Origin of the sequence: Chroogloeocystis siderophila 5.2 s.c.1 (assembly GCF_001904655.1) — a bacterium.
Lineage (GTDB): Bacteria > Cyanobacteriota > Cyanobacteriia > Cyanobacteriales > Chroococcidiopsidaceae > Chroogloeocystis > Chroogloeocystis siderophila.
In genome coordinates, this window is the sequence record NZ_MRCC01000028.1 from 1 (window position 1) to 23707 (window position 23707).

The window sequence follows — 23707 nt, forward strand, 5'->3', positions numbered from 1 at the left end:
CTCCTCTGTCTCACCTACTTGTGCCATACAACCAGTGACTTTTGCAAGAAGTCTATTGACTTGCTGTTTCCGGCAAAAGTTTAAATCGTCTAAAATTGATTGACTTTCACTCGGCGAGAGGCTAAATATTGTCACATACAAAGCCAACAGCACTCGTCTATGGAACTGGCGACAACACTCACAAGCCACACTGTGCAAAATGCTGTCCGTGAGGTAGGAATTAACCCAAATCACTGGTATGCGGTAGGTTGGGCAGAACAACTCATACCTGGAGAAATTATATCTGTCGTCATCTGGCAGCAGGCGATCGCAGTCTACCGCGATATCAATGGTCAACTTCATGCACTCGAAGATTTTTGCCCACACAAAGGTGTTGCATTACACAAAGGTAAAGTCCACGGCTGTAACCTGGCTTGTGCTTACCACGGTTGGGAATTTGATAGCAAAGGAAGTTGTGTAAAAATTCCTTACTTACCAGAACAACAAAAGCTACCGCGTGCAACTGTTCGCAGCTATCCTATTCAAGAAAAATATAATCTGATTTGGATTTTTCCTGGGGAACCTAATCTTGCTGCAACTTGTCAATTACCCCATATTCCAGAGTTTTTTGAAGGTGAGTGGTTAGTTGTACCCATCTCTGCTCATTTTCAGGCACATTTTTCTATCTGCAATGAAAACACAATGGATGTGTTTCATGGATTTCTGCACCAAGGATTGCAAGGCTGGTTCGATCCCGTTTTACTCAGCCTCAAAGAAACCGAAACTTCCGTACGGGCAGAGTATAATGTCTCATACAAAGGACATATGGCGAAATTCCTGGGGTTAAGCGATCGCGCCGATACCGTCACTACATTGCCCATTACTGTAGAGTATCGTTACCCGCACTATGCAACCTCATTACAAGGCGTTTCCTCTTTATACTTGATGCGTTTACCCATAGGACCTAACGAAAGTCGTTCATTTGCCTTATTCTTTTTTAAAGTCCGCCTACCACAATGGGTACTACAACCGCTCAAACCCATACTCATACCACTACTTCAGCACTTTGTCTTGTCTAAGTTTCTAGCGCAAGACATTGAAATGATCGAAAGCGAACAGCGCAACTATCTTGCGAATCGCCAACGCAGATATGTAGAAATTAATCCAGCAATTATTGCTATTCAACGATTAATTGTCCGGCAATATGAACAATTTATGCAAAAATCTATACAACCGTCCTTAAAATACCAGGAGCGAGAATCAATTACCAATTCTACGAGTGGGTCTTAAATAATTTATTCATAAATACTATTTGTCCTATGCTACGGTTTTTTAAATCTGGATAGCGTTAACTACCTAACCAAAGGCAATATTTTCTTAACTCAAACAGGATAAGCTATCTGGGATAAAGGTGAGGGGATTAGATTCGTGCAAGTTATCAAAGAATACGTTCAACGGTGGTACGAAAGCGGACTCGATCCCGATGAGTACGTTTGTCATCGCAAGCAAGGTAATCTCGTCGAGATTTCTGACGCAGACACAGGTGAGAAGAGAACTGTTCTCACCTTCTGCACCAACGATGTTTTGGGACTCGTACAATGCGAAGCAGTAAAACAAGCGGCGATTGATGCGATCCTTCAATATGGCACATCGAATAGTTCCACATCCGTTTTAAGCGGGCGGATTACATTACACCAACAGCTAGAAGACGAAATATCTGCATTCAAGCATTTACCGCATACACAACTATTTCTCAATGCGTGGATGGCGATGCAAGCGATGATGGACGCGTTTTGTCACCTTGCAATTCCTGTACCAGGATTTCAAAATACCCGCGAAACACTCATTCTTACTGATGTCCTGAATCATGGCTGTATTGTGTCGGCGGTTGTCAACGCGGGAACACGTTCAGGGAAAGTGTTTAGTCACAGCCCGCAAGTACGCGTTAAAGCTTATCGTCATTGTGATGTCGAAGACTTGCGGCGGAAGTTACAGCGCTACGCTCGACCTGGCGATCGCATTTTAGTCGTTTCCGATGCCGTATTCTCGATGGATGGGGACATCGCCCCACTCCCCGATATGCTCAATGTGTTACACCACTACGAAGGCAGTGTGCTATTAATGGATGAAGCGCATGCTAGCGGCGCATTAGGGGCGACAGGACGCGGGATTTACGAGCATTTTGGCATTTTACCTACGCAGGCAATCGAACGCGGTGTAGTACCGCTGATTATGACGACGTTTTCAAAGTTTGCTGCGTCAGCTGGTGCCGCAATTAGCACGCACGTTGCTGAGTTAAAACCTTTATTAAATGTCTCGCCAACGTCAATCGGGACAATTTCACTATCACCACCACTTGCAGCAGCAGCGTTGGAAAGTATTCGCCAAGTGCGTCAACGTCCTGAATTGGTACAGAACTTGCAAGCAAATACCCGCTATTTGCGATCGCGGCTTGCGGAACACGATTTTGTCGCAATTGGTGAGACGAACGTTATTCCTGTTATTCTAACATCAGAAATCAATCCGAAAATCTTTGCGCGGCAATTGATGCATAACTATGGGCTGTGGGTGTCGCCGATCTGGTTTATCGCCAAACCGCGCTTGCGCATCACTGTCAACGCCTTACATTCGCGTGAAGAGATGGATCGCTTAGTTGCAGGTATGGTAGCCACCAGAGATTTATTTTATAAACCAACGCTCAGCGCCTAACTTATTGGCTATTAGCTCAATCGCTTGGTGAATTAAAGTGCCTACACAATCAATAAACTTTCAGGTTCGAGCGGTAATAACTCCGAAAGAGCGTGAGTTATTCCTCGACCTACCAGCAAAAATTTATGCTAGTGATCCCCATTGGATACCACCGATTCGCAGCAGCATCACCAAAGAGTTTACTTCTGACTATCCTTTCTCTCAGTATGGAAAGCTGCAACAGTTCGTTGCCCTATCGCAAGACGTAGATAACCCTCAGCCTTTGGGTAGAATTGTCGCCGCAGTCAATCAAAGGTTGATTGAACGCGAAGGAGATAACATTGGGTTATTTGGCTATTTTGAATGCGTTTCCGATTTTGATGTTGCGCAAGCATTACTAACATCAGCAAGTGAGTGGCTACGCGTACAAGGGATGACTCGCGTTCGAGGTCCTATTGACCTATCGACGCACAACCGTTGTTTCTTTTTAGTCGATGGATTTGACTCGCCACCACTCGTGATGATGCCGTATAATCCGCCGTACTATCCAGAGTTGATTGAACGTGATGGATGGCAAAAAGCAAAAGATGCTTATGCGTATGATTTTCCTTTAGATAAACCTTTACCCAAAGAGTTTGAAAAAGCGCATCGCGTAGCTTGTAAATCGGGTGTCAACTTTCGTCCGATTAGAACTAAAGGCGAAAGTTTTGAAAAAGATGCGATCGCCATTTATCACCTTTTCAATCGAGCGTTTGCGCATAGCTGGAGTTCCACACCCCGCACTGAAGCTGAATTTCTCGAAGAAGCGAAAGAATTACAAAACATTATAGACCCTGATGTATTCCCCATTGCCGAATACAACGGCGAAATGATCGGCTTTTTCATGGGTTTACCCGATTACAATATTCCCTTAAAGCACGTCAATGGTAAATTAAACTGGTTAGGAATTCTCAAGTTTTTGTGGTATCGTCGTCAAATCGATCAAGGACGAGTGATTACAATTTGCTCGCTACCAGACTATCGCTTGAAAATGGTGCCTTTGGCTCTAATTTATCTGGGAATGCAAGGCGGAATTCAAAAAGGTAAGCCGTACAAACGTGCGGAATTATCGTGGGTGTACGAGGATAATTATCCTTCGCGTAAACTCATCGAAGCTGCTGGCGGCAAAATATATAAAACGTATCGTATTTACGAAAAAGCCCTATGAAGGCACTTGTCACGGGAGCTAACGGCTTTACTGGCTCTCACTTAGTTTATGCGCTACAACAACGCGGCGCGCAAGTTGTGGGTTTGGTACGCAAGTCAAGCAACTTATCACGTCTTGCCAATTCTCAGTTGCAACTCGTCTACGGTGATATCACAGATCGCGATGCTTTGCAAACGGCAATGCAAGGTGTTAATACGGTATTTCATACCGCCGCCTATGTTGAGTTAGGGTTAGTCAATGCAGACAAAATGCAGCGCGTCAATGTCGAGGGAACTCGCGCGGTGATGGAAGTTGCCCAAGCATCAGGGGTATCGAAGATTATATATTGCAGCACGATTGGTATCTTTGGCGATACCAAAGGCGAAGTTGTCGATGAGACATTTCAACGCCGACAAACCGACTTTTCCTCAGCTTACGATCGCACAAAATATCAAGCCCAACAAATTGTCGATGAATTTGCATCCCAAGATCTTCCAGTTGTAAGCGTCTTACCATCAGGAATCTTTGGTGCAGACGATCCGCATTTTGGTCCAGTATTGCAGCAATTTCTCAAAGGGCGCTTAAAGTTATGGGCGGGAGGCGATCGCATTACCGGAATTGTTCATGTCGATGACTTGGTTGATGCAATGCTGCTAGCCGCTGAGAAAAGTCCTCCAGGAGAACACTACATTATTTCTGCGGGGGAACTTTCGACACGAGAAATGTTTGAATTGCTAAGTCAACAAACAGGAATTCCTATCCCTGCGGAAGCACCAAAATCTATTGTTAAGCTAGCTGGAAATCTTCTCGATCCCATCGGACGTTTATTACAATGGCAACCACCTCTAAGTCGCGAACGGATTCACTATATTTACGATCGCTGCGTGCGAGTTGATGCGACAAAAGCACGTCAAAAGTTAGGCTGGAAACCGCGTTCAGTTAAAGAAACGTTATCAGAAATTGCTAAAGCGCTTCAGGAATCTGGTTAGGTAAGGATGATAAAACTGAGTATCGTCACCTTATAGTGGCGTTGCCGAACAGAAGTATGATTTGCCCCCTCGTCCCCCAATTTTGGCTACGGTGTACACCAAGTCTAGACTGGCTTCGCTCCAATTCCCGCAAGTTCTTTAGATCCAGTTCAAAATCTTCAATGTCATATGTATGAGTAAAGCGGGATACTTCGCTGCTTGAGAAGTTGGCAAAAAGAATTAGGAGACATATCAGCCAACTTACTGGCATAGCCTAATAATGTTAAACGACCTGTTTGGAATAATTATAATGCAATACTCTTGGCGGAATTCAATTGGAATCAGCCCAGATGCTTGTAGAATTTCATCTGAGATAACAACACTCATGGCACAAAACTACTATATTAAATATACTTTCAGCGTTTGCAGACTGCTTACCTCAATTTGCATTTTTTCTATTTTTAGATTGTTTACTTTAGCTTGTTTAACTAAGCAGTCAAGTTTTTGAATTAATTTATTGATAAATCGCATCAATTTACTAAACGCTTTTCTTTTTCTATGTTCGCTCATTCTTGCCGTAAAATTCCATCTTCCATGTAAGCAACGCGATCGGCGACATCAATGATACGCGGGTCGTGAGTTACTATGAGTACCGTAGAGCCTTCTTCTTTGGCTAATATCCGCAGTAACTCGATCACATTGTGTCCGCTACGCGAGTCTAATGCGGCTGTGGGTTCGTCTGCCATAATTAGTTGCGGATTACCTGCTAATGCACGGGCGATCGCTACTCGTTGTTTTTGTCCGCCAGATAAGTCCCCTGGTTTATAATTTGTATGACTAGCCAAGCCTACCTGTTCGAGTAGATATTGCGCCTGATTTCGTGCTAGTCGTCCTTTAATCCCTTTGATGTTCAGCACTAATTCGACATTCTCTGCTGCTGTCAGTGCTGGAAACAAGTTAAAGCCCTGAAAAATAAACCCGATATTCTCTAAGCGAAAGCGTGCTAACTTCTCGCGAGACATTTTTGTAATCTCTTCGCCGAGTAAATAAACGCTACCCGCCGTTGGTGTCAGCAAGCCTGCCAAAATCGACAGCAAAGTCGTTTTTCCTGATCCCGATGGTCCCATCAACAGTTGAATATCGCCAGGAGAAACGTCTAAGTCAATTCCTTTTAGAACCTGAAAGCATTCTCGTCCCGACCGGAAAGCCATCTCTACACCTTTTGTCAAGATCGCTTTTGTTTTCCGTTGGTTAGTTAGTTTTATCGATTTGGGATCAACCAGGGTACGGCTTATTATAGACACAATAGACTACTTTGAGAATTATTCAGTACTAAGTTACTTCAGTTTATTCAGTTTTAAGGATCTTAATAGTATTAGACGCTGCTCGCTACGAAAAAGATTCTCCTCAGAGGAACAAATCTAGAGATCAGGGTTTTGACTGTTCTTCTGCTTATAGCAACGCTCAATATGGTGAAGCTATTATAAAAGCTCAAACTAATTGCCTCAACTAGCTTTTATCCCTTATCTCTGACCTTTGACCCCTGACCTCTCGTCGCTCAACACTAACGTTTACGTCAAAGATATGTGGGTAACACTCCTTCACAATTACGGCTGTTCCCACTGCGGGAGTTGTTTGCATAAAGTTACATTAAACATAACTAACTATATGAAAGTTTATGTAAGGGCAGATAGCCCTACCTAAACAAGCTCGGTAAGGGAAACCACGATGTTTGAATACTTTACAGATAAAGCCATCAAGGTAATCATGCTATCCCAGGAAGAGACACGTCGCCTGGGACACAACTTGGTAGGAACCGAGCAGATTCTTTTAGGCTTGATTGGAGAAGGTACGGGAGTAGCAGCAAAAGTGCTGACCGAGCTAGGAGTATCCCTCCAAGATGCACGCGCAGAAGTAGAAAAAATTATCGGTAGGGGAGATCGATTTGTCCCCGCTGAACTTCCTTTCACTCCCAAAGTTAAGCGTGTTTTTGAGCAAGCTCTAGCTGAAGCTCGGCAACTCGGAAACAACTACATTGACACAGAACACATTCTCTTAGGATTACTTCGCGAAGGCGACGGCGTAGCAGCGAAAGTACTGAGTAACTTAGGTATTCACCTCGAACAAATTCGCACCGCAGTCATTAAAAAGCATGGAGAGGTAGCAGCCGTTTCTGTGGGTAATACCGACCGCCGTAGTGGTCGCACTGCAAGTAAAACAGCGACTCTAGATGAATTTAGCACCAATTTAACAAAGCTCGCCGCCGAAGGTAAGATCGACCCTGTTGTGGGACGCGAGAAAGAAATCGAACGCGCGATCCAGATTCTCGGACGGCGGACGAAGAATAACCCCGTGTTAATCGGTGAACCTGGTGTTGGAAAAACCGCGATCGCCGAAGGACTCGCCCAACGAATTGTTACCCAAAACGTTCCTGACATCCTCGAAGATCGCCAAGTCATCAGCCTAGACATGGGGTTACTGATTGCGGGTACGCGCTTTAGAGGTGACTTTGAAGAACGCATCAAAGCAATCATAGAGGAAATTCGCGCTGCGGGTAACATCATCCTCATGATCGACGAAATTCACACTTTGATCAGTACTGGTGGTGTTGAAGGTGGTATGGATGCGGCGAATATCCTCAAGCCAGCATTAGCCCGTGGTGAGTTGCAGTGTCTCGGTGCTACAACACTCGATGAATACCGCAAGCACATCGAACGCGATGCAGCACTTGAGCGTCGTTTCCAGCCGATTATGGTTGGCGAACCTTCGGTAGATGAAACGATTGAGATTCTGCACGGTTTACGCACGACTTACGAACAACATCACCGCGTCAAAATTACTGATATCGCCCTAGAAGCCGCTGCACAGCTATCAGATCGTTACATTAGCGATCGCTTCTTACCCGATAAAGCCATCGACTTGATTGATGAAGCAGGTTCGCGCGTTCGTTTAAGAAACTCGCAAGCATCTGCGACAAGCCAAGTCAAGCGCGAATTAGTCCAAGTATCGCGCGACAAAGAAGCCGCCGTTAGAGTACAAGACTTCGATAAAGCAAGACAAATACGCGATCGCGAGTTAGAACTTGAAGCTCAAATCAAAGCGATTTCTGAAAATCAAAACGATGTCAACACTCCTGTTGTTGATGAAGAAGACATTGCGCAAATCGTTGCTTCCTGGACTGGCGTACCTGTTAATAAGTTGACAGAAACCGAATCTGAATTGCTGTTGCACTTAGAAGACACCCTACATCAGCGGATTATCGGTCAACAAGAAGCTGTAACAGCAGTTTCTCGCGCAATTCGCCGCGCTAGAGTTGGCTTAAAGAACCCAGAGCGCCCAATCGCGAGCTTTATCTTCTCAGGTCCTACCGGAGTTGGTAAAACCGAACTAACCAAAGCGCTTGCTGCTTATTTCTTCGGTTCAGAAGAAGCGATGATTCGCCTCGATATGTCCGAGTTTATGGAACGCCACACGGTTTCCAAACTGATTGGATCACCTCCTGGATATGTTGGATACGATGAAGGCGGACAACTTACAGAAGCAGTACGTCGCAGACCTTACACTGTAGTGCTATTCGACGAAATCGAGAAAGCACACCCCGATGTCTTCAACATGATGTTGCAAATCATGGATGATGGTCGCTTGACAGATGCCAAAGGTCGGACAGTAGACTTCAAGAATACGCTACTGATCATGACTTCCAATATTGGTTCGCGAGTCATCGAAAAAGGTGGCGGCGGTTTAGGGTTTGAGATTGCTGATAGTCAAAGCGAGTCGAGTTACAATCGCATTCGCAATCTTGTGAATGAAGAGTTGAAGCAACACTTCCGCCCTGAGTTCCTTAACCGCGTAGACGATATCATTGTCTTCCGTCAGTTGACCAAACCAGAAATCACGCAAATCGCTGATATTCTGTTGCGCGAAGTTTCCACCCGCTTGGTAGAACAAGGAATCGAACTCGATGTGACTGCTAAGTTCAAAGACCGCGTAGTTCAAGAAGGCTACAACCCTAGCTACGGTGCAAGACCATTACGTCGAGCGATCGTGCGACTGCTTGAAGATAGTCTAGCCGAAGCAATGCTAGCAGGTTCAATCAAAATCGGAGACACAGCTATTGTTGACGTTGACGATCGCGGTGAAGTCAAGGTAGAAAAAGTAGCCAACAAAGAGTTGTTACTATCTTCTGTTAGTTAATCACCTAGCTTATCCCAAACCCCTAGCAATCACGCTGGGGGATTTTTTATAGAGAGATCGCCATTCCCAACAAACTTTGTGCTCTTTGTGTCTACCCTGCGGGAAGGCTACGCCAATGTGGTTCGTTAAAGTAAATAAGTATGTGGGCATAATTGTATGTCAGGTAATGGGTAATAGGTATTCTTTCCAATGACCAATGACCAGTTACCAACCTTTGAGTTACATTTATTTTCACTCACTTACCTAAAACTAAGACTCTGCTTCTATGAGTAAGCGAGATACAAAATCTGGGAAATTTGTGACTGATTCCGAGCCAGTCATCAGCAAGCCAATCAGTATTCGTCTACCGCCGAGTTTAGAAGCCGAACTACGAGCCGTTGCAAAAGATGCACTCGCGCCTTGGATTCGAGAAGCGATCGCCGAAAAATTGGCAAGAGACAAACAATAGAATTGCTCAGAACTTAAGAGTCGTATAAATGATAAGAAAAAGCGCCCCCGTGAAAGAGCGCTGATTAAGCAATCATAGAAGACAAACTTTTAAGACAATTTAGCGTTAATTGCAGGTGTAGTCATTGCAACTCGTACCGCTTCTGCTGTAGCTAAATCAAGTGGAAAATTATGTGCATTGCGTTCGTGCATCACTTCCATACCCAAGTTGGCGCGATTCAACACATCAGCCCAAGTACTAATCACACGTCCTTGCGAGTCCAGAACCGACTGATTAAAGTTGAAACCGTTCAGGTTAAACGCCATAGTACTGATACCCAAAGCAGTAAACCAGATACCAACTACGGGCCAAGCTGCAAGGAGAAAGTGCAGTGTACGACTGTTTGCTGTGGTTCCTAAGATAACCTCGTTTGTGCGTCCAACTAGGCGACCAAAGTAGCCGTGAGCAGCAACGATATTATAAGTCTCTTCTTCTTGCCCAAACTTGTAGCCGTAACTTTGAGACTCAAGTTCAGTTGTTTCGCGTACCAGAGTTGAGGTGACTAACGAACCATGCATTGCACTAAACAGCGCACCACCGAAGACACCTGCTACTCCTAGTTGATGGAACGGGTGCATCAAAATGTTGTGTTCAGCTTGAAACACTAACATAAAGTTGAAAGTACCACTAATACCTAACGGCATTCCATCAGAAAAGCTCCCTTGACCGATAGGGTAAATCAAGAATACTGCGGTAGCAGCGGCGACAGGTGCAGAGTAAGCAACAGCAATCCACGGACGCATCCCTAGACGGTAGCTGAGTTCCCACTCGCGTCCCATATAGCAGAATATGCCAATGAGAAAGTGGAAAATCACCAGTTGGTAAGGACCACCGTTATACAGCCACTCATCTAAACTTGCAGCTTCCCATATTGGATAAAAATGCAAGCCGATCGCATTCGAGGACGGTACAACTGCACCAGAAATAATATTGTTTCCATACAACAGTGAACCTGCAACAGGCTCCCGAATTCCGTCAATATCAACGGGCGGTGCAGCAATGAAAGCAATAATGAAACAGGTGGTTGCAGCAAGCAAAGTCGGAATCATTAAAACACCAAACCAGCCCACATAAAGGCGATTATCAGTGCTAGTGACCCAATTGCAAAACTGCTCCCACAGATTCGCATCGCGTCTGTGTAGAGTCGTTGTCATGATGTTGGATGATGACGTTAAGGTTTACAGTCAGTTCTGTATTTAAATTAATTAACTGACTTGTTAGTTAATATGCCGCAATAAACTTTTTTTGTCAACACCTAAATGTGTTTCAGTTACAAAAAAGTCTCAAAGCTTTGACACAAAATTATTTCAGCGCCTATGATCGAACAGGATGATACGTTAATGGTGTAAAAAAAATCGTAGTGGTAGCTAAAGCAGGAAAAGCAGCAAAACAGGTGCGGGATGCAGAAGCAACAAAAACAGCAATACTTGATGCAGCCGAAGCAGAATTTGCGCAATACGGTTTAAATGCGGCGAAGACAGAAGAGATTGCGGCGAAAACAGGCGTCACCAAGGCAATGATTTACTACTACTTCAAAAGTAAAGAAGATCTCTACGTCGCAGTGTTGGAGCGTGTTTTTTTTGGTAGGTACATGGATTCAATTCAGCCAGAGGAACTCGAACAATTACCGCCTGAAGAAGCATTAGAAAAACTCATCCGGCGACAAATCGCGACTGACTTTAATTATCCGAATCTTGGTCCGATTCAAATTCATGAAGCGCTGCAAAATCAAGGTAAGTATTACCAACACGTTCTCAGTAGCGATCGCGCACAGCAAGTCTTTGGTATTGTGACAAGAATTTTAGAGCGGGGAATTGCAGAAGGATGCTTCCGCAAACTTCATCCACAGCACACCATAGTGAATATTATGGGAGCTTGTAATTTCTACTTTACTGCCTACGAGAATATGAAGTATCTTTGGCAAGGCGCGCCATTACTTAATCCAGAAACAGTAGAACAACATGCTCAAGAAGTTGTTGATTTAATTCTGGCTGGTGTTAGAAATCAACAGACAAGTAAGTAGCTATAATTGTGTCGTTTTTCAGTTGCTTTTTGTCAGTTATATAAATCAGCTTAATGTCACTTTTTGTACATAGTATTTCGCTTACTGTAAAAATTATCAAAACTTAAATTAATTCATAAATTCTAATTATAAAACTACTTCTGACAAGTGCTGTTTTAAATGTGCGATCGCCTCTAACAAAGTTAAAACGAAAAATTCGGGTATCTCTCCTGAAACTTCTCCGGTTTACCCTACCTCCAAAAGCATGGTGGCTGGGCATTATAGAGATGTGCAGCAAATATGATTAAACAAAGCTAAGAGTAAAAGAGAGATTAAATATGGCACTGATTCGTTGGCAACCTTTCCAAGAAATTGAAACACTACGTCGTCAAATGGATCAAGTTTTTGAAGAATTAGCAGGCAATAATCAACAGCCAGAAACATTTTGGAAACCTGCAGTAGAGTTAAAAGATACTGAAGATAGCTTAATACTTCGGGCTGAGATTCCTGGAGTAGAAGGTAAAGATTTAGATGTTCAGGTAACAAGAGAAGCAGTAGCAATTCGCGGTGAATATCGTCGCGAACAGCAAGCACAAGAACGTGGACTTTTCCGCAGTGAGTTCCGTTATGGTAAGTTCCAGCGTGTTGTTGGTTTACCTGTTGCTATCCAGAACGATCAAGTACAAGCTGAGTTCAAAAATGGCATTTTGACCTTAACACTACCTAAAGTGACAGAAGCGCGTCGTAAAGTTGTTAAAGTCAATATTGCAGACGCTTCTACTGCTGCTCCAGAAATTGCTAACGAGCCTGATACTAATAGTCACGTAGACAAAGCTGAACCAGCAGCCGTTTAGTAGTGCAAACAATGCTCATTTTTGAGCCAATGATGTCATAACTTAATCAATTGCTGAGTTGTATGAGATTTTCTCGACATGGCTCAGCATTTTTTATGCTGATTTAGATAGTATAGCCATTTGCAATTTTATAGCGTTGTGACATCATGAAAACGCGAATAATCAAGATAGCGATCGCCATCCAAAGTCCGCAACATTATATCAACAAATCGCATATTCCATAAAATATCGCGTGCAACATAGACATAACGCGCGTGAATTGTTTGAGAAACCGTCTCGTCAATGCCAATCAGTGTAATGATAATTGAGGCTTCTTGTTGCGCAAGGATTTCAGGTGTAGCTTTATAGAGGGGGCTAGATTCGTCAATAGGATGCATCGCTGTCCAAGAAAGTGCAAAGCTAGGATTTTGACTGCGTACAAGCGGTAGATCGTAAACTCTTCGCATAGATAACCCTTCCGCGTTCACTTCATCTCGCGCTAAACGGACGCGCAATTCAGCCTCTAAAATCTGATTGCGGCGCTTATTGGCGGTGCGAAACATCAGTGTAGGGACTCCATCATACAAATCTACCACTGCTACACGGCTGAAAATGACTCTGGCGGTAGGTTGTGACAAACGCGCAAACGCTAATCCTGTCCCCATTGCTAGCCCCATCAAGCCGAGTAAAGATTCAATCGTCACTAGAATGTTGGCATAAAGCGTTTGTGGGTACATTGCACCATAACCAATCGACGCCATTGTTTGGATACTAAAAAAGAAGGCGTCAAAAAAGTTACCAGGGCGTGCATTAGCAATTCCATTACCTCCTAGCAAGTAAGCCAAGGCAAAGAAAGTATTACTGGCAATATAGCCTAACGTCACGATCGCCAAAAACCCGATCCAAGGAACCGTCAGCAACAAATGATATGGATCGCGCCAGTAGGAATACCATTTGTTACTACCAACAATATTTAACCGCCCGTCCTTATTGACAATACGTACTACACGAGACGAACGACGCTTTTGGGTCATGAGTCGCTCCTACTTAACTTTAATGGTATTAACGCAATACACTCGCTAAGCTGTTGAGTTATCGACGATTTCTGCGACGTGGCGATCGCCGTTTAGAACCACCAAAAATGCGACTTAAGAAGTTAGATCCCTGACGACGAGGGCGCGTAATCGTTTCAGACTGTTCGTCGCGGGCGTCAGAAGTTAAAGGAACAGCATTTTTAGCAGGAACAATTCCCGAACCAAATTTTCTAGCATAAACTTGAGTAAATTCTGCACCCAAAAGTAAAATCTGCGAAGCATAAAAAACCCATACAAGAATCACGACAAGCGATCCCGCCGCACCATAAATCGAGCCGAGACTGCTGTTACCGATGTATTGACCGAGTAAAAATCGACCGATGGAAAACAAAAATGATGTAATAATTGCACCAATCCAAACATCACTCCAGGCAATTTTGACATCAGGTAAAATCTTGTAGATAGCAGCGAATAAAAACGCAGTAACAGCAAAACCAAAAAGAAACGAAAGCAACTGTAAAAATGAACTCAAAAAAGGAAACCAACTACCAAAAAGATTGACGATCACCGCTAAAGCTGCACCGAGGACGAGCGAAACGAGAAGCAAAAAGCCAATTCCCAAAATCATGGCAAACGATAAAAAGCGGTTGCGAATGACAACTAGTAACCCTTGATTTGGCTTGGGTTGGACTTCCCAGACTGTATTGAGTGCATCTTGTAATTCCGCAAATAATCCTGTCGCACCAAAGAGCAATACAACAATGCTAATGAGCGAAGCAAACGTTCCTTCGGCTGGTTGACTCGCGTTTTCAATTGCTGTTTGAATAAACTCAGCACCCTCTCTACCTACTAAACCTTCGATCTGGGTGACAATTTCATTTCGCGCCGCTTCTTCACCAAAAACCGAACCAGCGATCGCAATAACAATAATCAGCAGTGGCGCCAGCGAAAACATCGTGTAATACGCAAGCGAGGCGGCGATGCGCGCTACTTTATCCTTATTCCATTCGGCAAAGGTTTCTTTTAATAAACTAATAATGACTTTGATGTTCACAAATACATCTCCTTAATGTTGGTTATATAGCAATCTCAAGTCAGTTGTGACCCTCTCTATCTCTTCTGTGTACTCTGTGGTTCGTTTCAAAAAAATCTTACAACTCAAATAGGATTGCTATGGTGGTTATTCTTGATAGAAAACTTTAACTATAACAATGGTTAATACGACTAGCACATAATAAGCGTACTGGAAACATTAGAAATTTTTGACTGATGAATACAACATTCAACACTGAACTCTCTACGGTTAACGTCATATCTTATCTCTGTTTTCACCCGGCTCTCTGCGACATATGCGCTGATAGTATCTGATTTTTTCAATTGTTATTCTTGTTGCAGAATACATTTACGCAAAGCGTCAAGGAAGTATTCGTCATTACTTCCCACCTGTTGAATTCTTAAGTCCACAAACTATTAGTATTGTCAAGTATTTAGGCATTTTTCTTTATCTTCTTCCCCAGAACTGGAAAGGTCAGAGGCGCAGAAAAGGCTTCTAAAATACTCAAAGTCTTCCATTTTAATTGGTAAGGAGTAATATTACTGCATAACCAAATGCACCGAGCGCAAATGCCCAAAAGCGACTTTCACGTTCTTCTGGTAGTTCTTCTTTCAGGACATTGAGAATGACTCCGCCACCAACAAACGCAAACAGTGCGCTAACTGCCATTTCTTGAATCTCCGTCGCTTGTCCGACACAGTAGCCAAAAACAATCGCGATCGCCAGTATCCAACGCCCTACTCGGTCATAGTCATGCTTGTGATTTTCGCGTAGACCGTGATCATTAACAATAAAGTGTAGTGCCATAGCAAAAGAAAACAGCAATAGACTCACAAATTCTGGATCTTGTCGATGAACGAGTAGATAGCCAATGAGCGCGTTATAAAGCGAAAACGAAATGATATGAATCCAAAAGACGTACCAGCTAGTCGTATCTTTTTTCCCCGCTTTACGGTTACTCTGACGCGACAGATTTGCTGCACGCTCTAAGCCATAAAATGCAGCAAGACCAAAAAGCGCAACAAGATAAACGTGGTCTTCAAAGTAAGCAAGAATACCGTTAGTGCTATGCTCAAATGCGTGTTGTCTTTCGTTGAGTTCGGGTAACAAATGCACAAACACATAAGCAACCGAAACACCTCCCGCCATTGATAACCAACGACTGCGAGGAATAGTATCAAAAAAGCACAACTTTCCAGCGAAGATATGTACAAAAGCAAGTCCGACTGCAAGCAATGCTGTCAAAAAATTCATATTTTCTGCCTTTTGGAGCTTTCCCACTGATCAGCGTAGGATGGCAAAATCGAATACTTCTATTTGATTACGTACTTTTTCCCAGCTTGGCAACCAACTTAGGGGATATTCAAAGTTGTAAATTATATAGATTTAGCTCAATAAAGGAAACTATAGCAATATTACAGAAGTCGAGGTATAGGGGATTTTAGCAAATACTACAGATTGAGAAGTAGTACTATTGATTTATTGTTATTTATATGCATAAACAACTGCTACTAAAAAGACGTCATTTTTTAATGGGTTTAGGTGCGTTGACTGGCATGGGCGTCTTTACCACAGCATCGCAACTTAGACACTTAAATCTGCTTAATCCAGATATTTCGGCAGATCCCAGTGTTGCTTTAGCAGCAGAAGCGATCGCATTACGCGCCTCAGCTAGAACAAAAGGATTACTTTTTGGTGCAGCAGTCAATTATAATAATCTTTCCTCGGATCAAGCCTACGCTAATCTTGTTGCTCAACAGTGTGGGATTCTAGTACCTGCAAACGAACTAAAGTGGCAAGCGCTTCGCCCTAGTCCCACTCAATTTAACTTTACGCGTGCAGACTGGATGGCGCAATTTGCGCGACGTAATGGGATGTTATTTCGCGGACATACGTTGGTATGGCATAACGGTTTACCCAATTGGTTTGCTAAAACTGTCAACAAACAAAACGCTGAAAAATTTTTGCGCGAACACATTTCTCGCGTTGCTGGACATTACGCCGGACAAATGCACTCTTGGGATGTAGTAAATGAAGCCATTGAACCACGCGTGCAACGTGCTGATAAGTTACGGAATACACCTTGGTTGCGATTTCTAGGACCTGATTACATCGATCTCGCTTTTCGGATGGCAGCCGAAGCAGACCCGCGGGCGATATTAATGTACAACGATTTTGGTGTTGAGCACGACACTCCGCAAGCCGAAACAAAGCGCAATGCAATATTGAGGTTATTAGAACGCTTAAAGTCTAGGGGTACTCCAATCCAAGCTTTGGGAGTTCAAGGACATTTATTCGGTCATCCTAATGGTGTGAAATTTACACAAATTGGTAGGTTTTTACGTAATATTGCTGACATGGGTTTAGAAATTATGATCACAGAACTCGATGTCAACGATCAGCAACTCCCTAGAGACCCTGCTATTCGCGATCGCGCCGTTGCTAAAATCTATGCAGACTTTCTTGAGGTAGTTCTAGACCAACCCGCAGTCACCGCTGTCATTACTTGGGGAATTAGCGATCGCTATACGTGGCTAGCAAGTACAAAACCTCGCAAAGATGGGGCGGGATTGCGTCCTTTACCTTTTGACGCGCAACTGAAACCGAAACCCGCATGGCAATCGCTAACAAGTGCGATCGCCCAAGCGCCGACGCGTCCATCACAACCAGGATTACCCACTCCGACAACGTTTGCTGATATTCAAGGTCATTGGGCGCAGCGCTATATTCAAGCCTTGGCTGACAAAAACATCATTAGCGGATTTCCAGATGGTACTTTTAAACCCAACGCACCTGTCACTCGTGCTGAGTTTGCAGCAATCGTTACCAAAGCTTTCCCGCAAGCATCGCAAAATAACGCTAGTATCGAATTTGTTGATGTTCCTCGTAGTTTCTGGGGATATAGTGCGATTCAAACGGCGGTGCGAAGAGGTTTTCTTGTCGGTTATCCAGGAAGAATTTTCCAACCTAGCCAGCAAATTCCCAGAGTTCAAGTCATTGTAGCGCTAGCAAGTGGTTTAAATCTTAGCAGTGACAATACTAGCGTGCTTTCTTATTACCAAGATGCCGCGCAAATTCCTAGCTACGCAATGAATAAAGTCGCAGCCGCAACGCAACGGCAGATGGTTATCAACTACCCTACCGTACGCCAACTCAATCCTAACCGCAATGCAACTCGTGCTGAAGTTGCAGCTTTTGTCTATCAAGCTTTGGTCGATGCAGATCAAGCTCAAGCTATTAGTTCTCCTTACTTAGTACAAGTGTAACTTTTGTCACGATAAAAAATGAGTTATTTCTACTAAAGAGAGTGTTTTACTTCTTCAGTTAGAGATGCGCAAATTCTCGGAATATTGCTGAAGATTGATTTGGAACTTGGTAAAAATTGATAACTTCATGTATAGATGAGTTTACTGAGCTACATCAGACAAATAGCACTTTCAACTCAACCACAAACACTATCTACCATCAAGTTGACCCGCGTATGAAACCTTCTTTTTCTAAAACGGTTGGGGCAAGTATTATCGCCCTGAGTGTAGCCGTTGCGCCATTATCGCTTCCTGCTAACGCCCAAACAACAACTAACCCAAATACAACAACGACAACAACTGTTCAAGAAACAAGAGACGATAACAATAGCTGGGGTTGGTTAGGACTCCTTGGTTTGATTGGTCTAGCTGGTCTATTTCGTCAACCGAAACGTACTGTTGCCTACAGAGATCCCGCTGAAACAGGAACTACTACAACTCGATATTAAGGCTAATAGGAGGAGTAAACTTAGATACTTCTCCTATATTATTACAAAAGTCAGTAGAATTAAAATTTATCTCTCTCAACGAGTCATAGAAAAACGTACTCAAAACTTCTTGTTACAAATTTTCCAATAATAATTGATGCTTAATTGTATCTAAAAACGCGTAAACCGCAGGAGTTTGCAAAGCCTCTGCTAAAATTGCTACACCGATAATTCTTTCGAGAGGAACTGGTAAGCTGAATATTTGTACATTTGCTGGAATTGGCTGAGCCGCTAAACGAGGTAAGATGGTTGCACCTAGTCCTTGCGCTACTAGACTCACAATCGCAGCATCAGTTTCAACTTCATAGGCTGCGCGCAATTTATAACCACAAGCTTGTACGTGCGCGTAAACTGGCTGCATCATCGTGTCTTCAGGCGGATGCATAATTAGGGGATAATTTACTAAGTCTTCCCAAGTTAACTTTAGTGAAAAAACCTTGACATTTGGCGGAAACAAAGCTAGGTATTCATCACGTAGTAATTCCCACGTTTTTAGACTTTCACCTCCAGGTAGCAGAATAAAGCCAATATCGGCGCGTCCTTCGCGTAGTGTATGTTCTACATCACCACAATTGTCGTGTTCAATGAGATGAACGGCAATCGATGGAAAACGGCGATGAAATTCGGCGATCGCGCGTGGTAATATATGCGTAGCAACACTACGAAACGAAGCAATACGGACTTGATCTGCTTTTAATCCTTTCGCTAACTCGGCTTCTTTAATAATTTCTTCTGTGCGATTCACAATAACGCGGGCGTGTTCGACAATTCTTTTACCTACAGCAGTCAGCCGCGCACCGTGACGCCCTCGCGAAACTAATACGACACCTAAATGATCTTCCAAAGTTGCGATCGCATGACTAACTGCTGATTGTGACATTTCAAGTTGCAAAGCAGCCTCACTAAAATTTTCGCACTCTGCAACAGCAACCAAAATCCGTAACTGTGACAACTTCATTTGGTTTTGATAATTTGCTTTCATGCTATTTCATGATTCATGAATTCTTAATTATGAGTTAAAGAAAAAATTCAAACTGTTGAATCCAAAGCAGAAATTGCACATACTTGCAATCCCACAGGTGTATTCATAATCGTAGCTTCAACGCTAAAAACTTGAGCGATATTATCTGGTGTCAGTACTTGTTGCGGCGTACCAACTTCCCACAGTTGACCCTCTTTTAACAATGCAATTCGCGAACTGTAGCGGGCGGCTAAATTTAATTCGTGTAAAACGGTAATAATTGTCAGTTGCTGTTGATTCAAAGCTTTGAGTAATTCGAGTAATTGAAGCTGATAGTTAATATCTAAGTAAGTTGTTGGTTCATCTAGTAACAAAACTTGTGGTTCTTGTGCTAGTGCTAATGCCAAAAAAGCCCGTTGACGTTCGCCGCCAGAAAGCTGTTCGACAGCGCGATCGCTTAAATGTTCCAATTGGGTTTTTTGAATCGCATTTTCTACTTTTTGTTTATCTTCTACGTTAAGTTCCCATCGCCACCAAGGTTGATGTGGTGTTCTTCCTAAACTGACTAATTGTCGTACTGATAAACCTACAGGAATTGTTTGCTGTTGTGGTAATAATGCAAGTTTCTGCGCAACAACATTCGCAGGTTGCGTATGAATCGCTTTACCATCGAGTAGTACGACTCCTGTTTGTGGCGAGAGAATACGACTGAGTAATTTTAGCAGTGTCGATTTACCCGAACCGTTAGCACCAACTAAACTTAGCCATTCTCCGGTTTGCAGCGTCAAGTTAATATTACAAACAACAGGTACAGCGGTATAACCGCCAGTAAGATTTTGCAATGAAAGTGGCATTATATACAAGGGGTCAGAGGTCAGGAATCGGGGGTTAGGGAATTTAGTTAAACTTACTTTATTTCATTTGAACGGCGATACAGTAGCCAAATAAATAGCGGCGAACCGAGTAACGCAGTCACTGAACCTACAGGAAGTTCAACAGCGCCCAGCCGCGAGAGTAAATCAGCAAAGATAAGTAACCACGCACCAAATAGGGCAGATAGTGGTAAAACAACGCGGTGATCCGTACCGACTAACAAGCGTACACCGTGGGGAACAACTAAACCGACAAAGCCAATTAAACCACTGATACTCACCGAACTTGCTGCTAGTAAACTCGCGACACCACCAATAAGGATACGCGATCGCAGCAAAGAAACCCCCAACCCGACGGCTAAATCGTCTCCCAACGCCAGTACATTCACAGATCGTGCTAGCAAGCATCCTCCGAGTAAAGCAACAGCAATATAAGGACCTGATGTGGTGACTTCTTGCCATCCTCTTCCGTTTAAACTGCCAATTAGCCAATTGAGGGCTACTTGTACTTGACCATCTTCTGCAAGTAATAGCAGTGTACTTTGTACCGCACCAAATAAAGCACTGACAGCGACTCCCCCTAAAATCAGCCGTTCAATCGCGATTCCTGTTCCGGTACGTCCTAGCAGGAATACGATTGCTGAAGTTGCGATCGCGCCGATCCAACTTGCTAAGGGAATCCAGGCTTGATAAATTCGCAACACCACCATCACAATCACAACTAATCCTGCACCCGCTGAAATACCGAGAATAAACGGATCAGCAAGACTATTGCGTAACATACCTTGAAGAAGTGCGCCAGACATTCCTAACGCCGCACCGACAGTAATTGCGGCAACAATACGCGGAAGACGGAGATCCCAGAGTATCGTCTGCTTGACAGGATCGCCTTGATGCAGTAAAGCTTGCCATAACTCGGCAAAACTTAGCGGAACTGCGCCTTGTGACAGCGAAAGCCAAAGCGTAAGGATGATTGCTAAACTCAGCAAAGCTACGGCGAATACCGTACGAGATGTAACGAATCCTGGTTCTCCTCCTGGTAATTTATGAGGATTGAGCATTACTTATAGATAACTAGCAATATATTTCCAGTAAATCACTGTGTTAAATTTTATTATTAATTAAATGCAAGTCATTCTCAAGACGATCTTATAAGTCATTTTTGACGCAAGGAGACTATTTAGTTCGCTGAATTCATTACAGTCATCTTATTTAGGTTGTGACCGTGAAAACTGAATAAGCCTTTCTAAGCACCGACGGCACATTAGACTTGATACTGTTGGATAACACTTAACTTTGACCATAATTGGTTTACATTGGTACTTTAATCCCTAACTTTTGCCATCGTGTAAGCATCAACATAATTACCATCTCGGAAAGCATACTTGTGTAGAGTGCCTTCAATAACAAATCCGTACTTTTCATAAAGATGGATAGCCCTTAAATTATCAGTATATACTTCTAGTTCAAGGCGCTTTAGATTAAGCCAATTTTCTGCTAAGTCAAGGATTGCATCGAGAAGTTTAGAACCGATACCTTGGTTCTGATAGTCATCATGAACAAACATTCCTAAGGCACCTACATGAACGCGACGACCGCGATGAGTGTGTAAACTAACCATACCGATAACTTTTTGAGAATCTGTAGCAACTGCTACCAATTTATACATACCAGGCGAAGGTTTTTCTAGTTTCTGCTGAATTTCATCACGGGATTGGTAGGGCATTTGTAAGGTTCCCCACCGACAATTTGGCAGTAGAAATAGCGTAGCAACATCTTGCCAATCAGTCATTTCAAATGCGCGAATTGTTATCTCAGGCATGATTGATTTTTATTAAACAAGCGCAGGCAATGCCTACTGGATACGATTTTCGCGATCGCATTTGCGTAACTTGGCTTTTCGTCGATTCAAAGCACGAATATTAATTTTTTCGAGTATAGCGATGCTTAACTCCAATAGGGAAATACTCAGGATCGCCCGTTGTGGCTAACGTGACTTGTGGCATTTGATATTCCACAGGAACGTAGTTCGCAAACTCGCTATTAAGACGCAAGAGGTGGGCGTGAATCGAGGTTGCGATTGCCTGTCGTTTGTCTTCATTGTTGCTGACTCCTGGTGCTAACTCAACGACAATTGATAAGTAGCGATTTTGATCCGCGTCTTCTTGCACCTGCAACACAAACTTACCCGTCACCCATTCTTGAATCGTTGGTTGTTCTAATCCTACAGTGACATTCTCAGGGTAAATATTCGCACCAAAGTAGGAAACCGTAAAGTCAGAACGCCCAAAAACGTACACAAACGGCAATGAATAATTTCCTCTTACTCCATACTCTTCTAAAGCTGCGACGGGGTCAAATCCTGCTGCGGCTAAAAATTCCAACATCGTATTGTACGAAATCAAGCCACCTGTATCAGCAATGTGATAGCGCACCAAGGGAATACCGTTTTTGCCAGAAAATACCAGTGTACCATCTTGAACTTCAAAAAAGCGATCGCAAGGATCGTATTGTACGAGTGTCGGGAGGCGCGATTCACCGAATAATTGACGCGCTAAATCGGGACGGTCTGCTAAAAAACGCCGAATACAAATACTCAGTGCAGTTTCATTACCTAAAACGCCTGCATCTGCTGTACCATAAAGCGCCGCCGTATCATAACAGGGATTTTTTGCCCCGACGCGTTGTGTCACTAAGCTACGCCATTCTTCGCTAAAAACTTCACCAGCAAACACTAATTTTATTTGATATCGCTGCCATTCAATCCCATGGTTCATTCCTGTATCGATTACATCTTTAATAAACGGTGGATATCCAAGTAAAACAACTTGTTCAAAAGCATCACCCAGTTCTTGCACAACGCGAAAAATTTCTTCTTTATTGTTGCCTGGAGTAACAACGGTAATTGGATAACCTTTTTGTGCTACATAACGACAACAATTAGTCGTGTACATTCCACCAACCCAGGTTCCCAGCGCAAAACAGACAACGGCTAGCGTACGGCGCGTGTCGGAAAAAAAGCTATCGTAGAATATTTGCTCAAAACGAGTAGCAATCTGCAATTCATCTGTGATAAATCTTGCCCAAAATGTCGGTTTACCGGTTGAACCTGAGGAAACGGCAATCATATCGCACATTTCCATCTGTCCATTTCTACACAAATCTCCTAGCGAATACCGCCGTAGATAGTTTTCTTTAGTTAACAGTGGTAGTGTTTGGTAATCTGCTAAAGTTTGAATCGATGCTGGATTAATTTTGCGTGCAGCTAAAAAAGCTTTGTAGGCGGGTACATTTGCCGCAACTTCCTGAAATAATGCTCTGGTACTTGCTTCTAAAGAAGTATTTTCATGTCGTTTAAGGCGTGTTGCTAGCGGTGTTGTCAGAAACTCTTGAAACGCTTGTAATGCTTGCTGAGTTTTGCCTACAGTTTTTCCGTTGTTTGATAAAAACATCTTATAATCGTTGATTCTAATTTAACGCTTACTACATCAATTGCTGCATAGTTAAAGCTAAAGCTTACGAATACTAAGCTTTTCTCAAGATAGAAAAAACATTAAATATTCTTGTCTGGACGCTGAAATGGCTGTCTTTCTCAATCTAGACGGAGTATAAATAAGTTTTCTCGCTCAAGTTTCAGGCTTCTCGCCCCCTGAATC

20 protein-coding genes and 1 pseudogene are annotated in these 23707 nt (G+C 43.2%); 10 read left to right on the plus strand and 11 right to left on the minus strand.

The window, feature by feature from the left end; all coding sequences use genetic code 11:
• Positions 1-159 precede the first annotated feature (159 nt).
• The 4 genes from NIES1031_RS21970 (at position 160) to NIES1031_RS21985 (ending at position 4842) form a co-directional block, all read left to right on the plus strand.
• Positions 160-1269, plus strand: a complete 1110-nt coding sequence (locus NIES1031_RS21970; protein WP_073551573.1) for an aromatic ring-hydroxylating dioxygenase subunit alpha — start codon at positions 160-162, stop codon at positions 1267-1269.
• Between the two features lie 138 nt (positions 1270-1407).
• The gene (locus NIES1031_RS21975; protein WP_073551574.1) at positions 1408-2688 is read left to right on the plus strand and encodes an aminotransferase class I/II-fold pyridoxal phosphate-dependent enzyme; all 1281 of its coding nucleotides are present in this window, start codon (positions 1408-1410) and stop codon (positions 2686-2688) included.
• Between the two features lie 37 nt (positions 2689-2725).
• A complete protein-coding gene (locus NIES1031_RS21980) occupies positions 2726-3874 on the plus strand; it encodes a hypothetical protein (RefSeq protein ID WP_073551575.1) in 1149 nt (382 codons plus the stop codon).
• On the plus strand, positions 3871-4842 hold the full coding sequence (locus tag NIES1031_RS21985; protein WP_073551576.1) for an NAD-dependent epimerase/dehydratase family protein: 972 nt from the start codon (positions 3871-3873) through the stop codon (positions 4840-4842). Before NIES1031_RS21980 ends, NIES1031_RS21985 begins: the two co-directional genes overlap by 4 nt.
• A 164-nt stretch (positions 4843-5006) precedes the next feature.
• Here the strand turns inward: NIES1031_RS21985 and NIES1031_RS26480 are convergent.
• Both NIES1031_RS26480 and NIES1031_RS21995 read right to left on the minus strand, forming a co-directional pair.
• Positions 5007-5114: pseudogene (locus NIES1031_RS26480) on the minus strand (hypothetical protein); the annotation flags it as partial.
• Between the two features lie 273 nt (positions 5115-5387).
• Positions 5388-6032, minus strand: a complete 645-nt coding sequence (locus NIES1031_RS21995; protein WP_236738949.1) for an ABC transporter ATP-binding protein — start codon at positions 6030-6032, stop codon at positions 5388-5390.
• Between the two features lie 517 nt (positions 6033-6549).
• Here NIES1031_RS21995 and NIES1031_RS22000 point away from each other — a divergent pair.
• Both NIES1031_RS22000 and NIES1031_RS24590 read left to right on the plus strand, forming a co-directional pair.
• Entirely contained in the window at positions 6550-9015 is a 2466-nt protein-coding gene (locus NIES1031_RS22000) for an ATP-dependent Clp protease ATP-binding subunit (RefSeq protein WP_073551578.1), read from the plus strand.
• A 298-nt stretch (positions 9016-9313) separates the two neighbouring features.
• Positions 9314-9463: a hypothetical protein gene (locus NIES1031_RS24590; RefSeq protein ID WP_218596928.1), complete on the plus strand. Its 150-nt coding sequence runs from the start codon at positions 9314-9316 to the stop codon at positions 9461-9463.
• A gap of 89 nt (positions 9464-9552) precedes the next feature.
• Here the strand turns inward: NIES1031_RS24590 and psbA are convergent, their stop codons facing one another.
• A complete protein-coding gene (gene psbA, locus NIES1031_RS22010; protein ID WP_073551580.1) occupies positions 9553-10656 on the minus strand; it encodes a photosystem II q(b) protein in 1104 nt (367 codons plus the stop codon).
• A gap of 206 nt (positions 10657-10862) precedes the next feature.
• Between psbA and NIES1031_RS22015 the strand changes: the two genes are divergently transcribed.
• A complete protein-coding gene (locus NIES1031_RS22015; RefSeq protein ID WP_073551581.1) occupies positions 10863-11525 on the plus strand; it encodes a TetR/AcrR family transcriptional regulator in 663 nt (220 codons plus the stop codon).
• A gap of 317 nt (positions 11526-11842) precedes the next feature.
• On the plus strand, positions 11843-12358 hold the full coding sequence (locus NIES1031_RS22020; RefSeq protein WP_073551582.1) for an Hsp20/alpha crystallin family protein: 516 nt from the start codon (positions 11843-11845) through the stop codon (positions 12356-12358).
• Between the two features lie 128 nt (positions 12359-12486).
• Here the strand turns inward: NIES1031_RS22020 and NIES1031_RS22025 are convergent, their stop codons facing one another.
• From NIES1031_RS22025 to NIES1031_RS22035, 3 genes are all read right to left on the minus strand, one after another.
• On the minus strand, positions 12487-13371 hold the full coding sequence (locus tag NIES1031_RS22025) for an ion channel (protein WP_073551583.1): 885 nt from the start codon (positions 13369-13371) through the stop codon (positions 12487-12489).
• A 58-nt stretch (positions 13372-13429) separates the two neighbouring features.
• Positions 13430-14425 carry a YihY/virulence factor BrkB family protein gene (locus tag NIES1031_RS22030; RefSeq protein ID WP_073551584.1) on the minus strand — a complete coding sequence of 332 codons (996 nt, stop codon included), beginning with the start codon at positions 14423-14425 and terminating at the stop codon, positions 13430-13432.
• Positions 14426-14944: 519 nt separating this feature from the next.
• Positions 14945-15679, minus strand: coding sequence for a hypothetical protein (locus tag NIES1031_RS22035; RefSeq protein WP_073551585.1), 735 nt, complete (start codon positions 15677-15679; stop codon positions 14945-14947).
• Positions 15680-15918: 239 nt separating this feature from the next.
• Between NIES1031_RS22035 and NIES1031_RS22040 the strand changes: the two genes are divergently transcribed.
• Together NIES1031_RS22040 and NIES1031_RS22045 are read left to right on the plus strand one after the other, a co-directional pair.
• Positions 15919-17691, plus strand: a complete 1773-nt coding sequence (locus tag NIES1031_RS22040) for an endo-1,4-beta-xylanase (RefSeq protein WP_084544439.1) — start codon at positions 15919-15921, stop codon at positions 17689-17691.
• 215 nt (positions 17692-17906) lie between these two features.
• Positions 17907-18179 carry a WGxxGxxG family protein gene (locus tag NIES1031_RS22045; RefSeq protein WP_073551587.1) on the plus strand — a complete coding sequence of 91 codons (273 nt, stop codon included), beginning with the start codon at positions 17907-17909 and terminating at the stop codon, positions 18177-18179.
• Positions 18180-18291: 112 nt separating this feature from the next.
• Here NIES1031_RS22045 and NIES1031_RS22050 read toward each other — a convergent pair whose 3' ends face one another.
• The 5 genes from NIES1031_RS22050 to NIES1031_RS22070 all read right to left on the minus strand — a co-directional run bounded on the left by NIES1031_RS22050 (position 18292) and on the right by NIES1031_RS22070 (position 23503).
• Positions 18292-19200 (minus strand): LysR family transcriptional regulator, encoded by a 909-nt coding sequence (locus NIES1031_RS22050; RefSeq protein ID WP_073551588.1) that lies wholly within the window; start codon positions 19198-19200, stop codon positions 18292-18294.
• A 47-nt stretch (positions 19201-19247) separates the two neighbouring features.
• Positions 19248-20033 carry an ABC transporter ATP-binding protein gene (locus NIES1031_RS22055; RefSeq protein ID WP_073551589.1) on the minus strand — a complete coding sequence of 262 codons (786 nt, stop codon included), beginning with the start codon at positions 20031-20033 and terminating at the stop codon, positions 19248-19250.
• 53 nt (positions 20034-20086) lie between these two features.
• Entirely contained in the window at positions 20087-21112 is a 1026-nt protein-coding gene (locus NIES1031_RS22060; RefSeq protein WP_073551590.1) for a FecCD family ABC transporter permease, read from the minus strand.
• 263 nt (positions 21113-21375) lie between these two features.
• A complete protein-coding gene (locus tag NIES1031_RS22065; RefSeq protein ID WP_073551591.1) occupies positions 21376-21873 on the minus strand; it encodes a GNAT family N-acetyltransferase in 498 nt (165 codons plus the stop codon).
• Positions 21874-21973: 100 nt separating this feature from the next.
• Positions 21974-23503 (minus strand): phenylacetate--CoA ligase family protein, encoded by a 1530-nt coding sequence (locus NIES1031_RS22070; RefSeq protein ID WP_073551592.1) that lies wholly within the window; start codon positions 23501-23503, stop codon positions 21974-21976.
• Positions 23504-23707 lie beyond the last annotated feature (204 nt).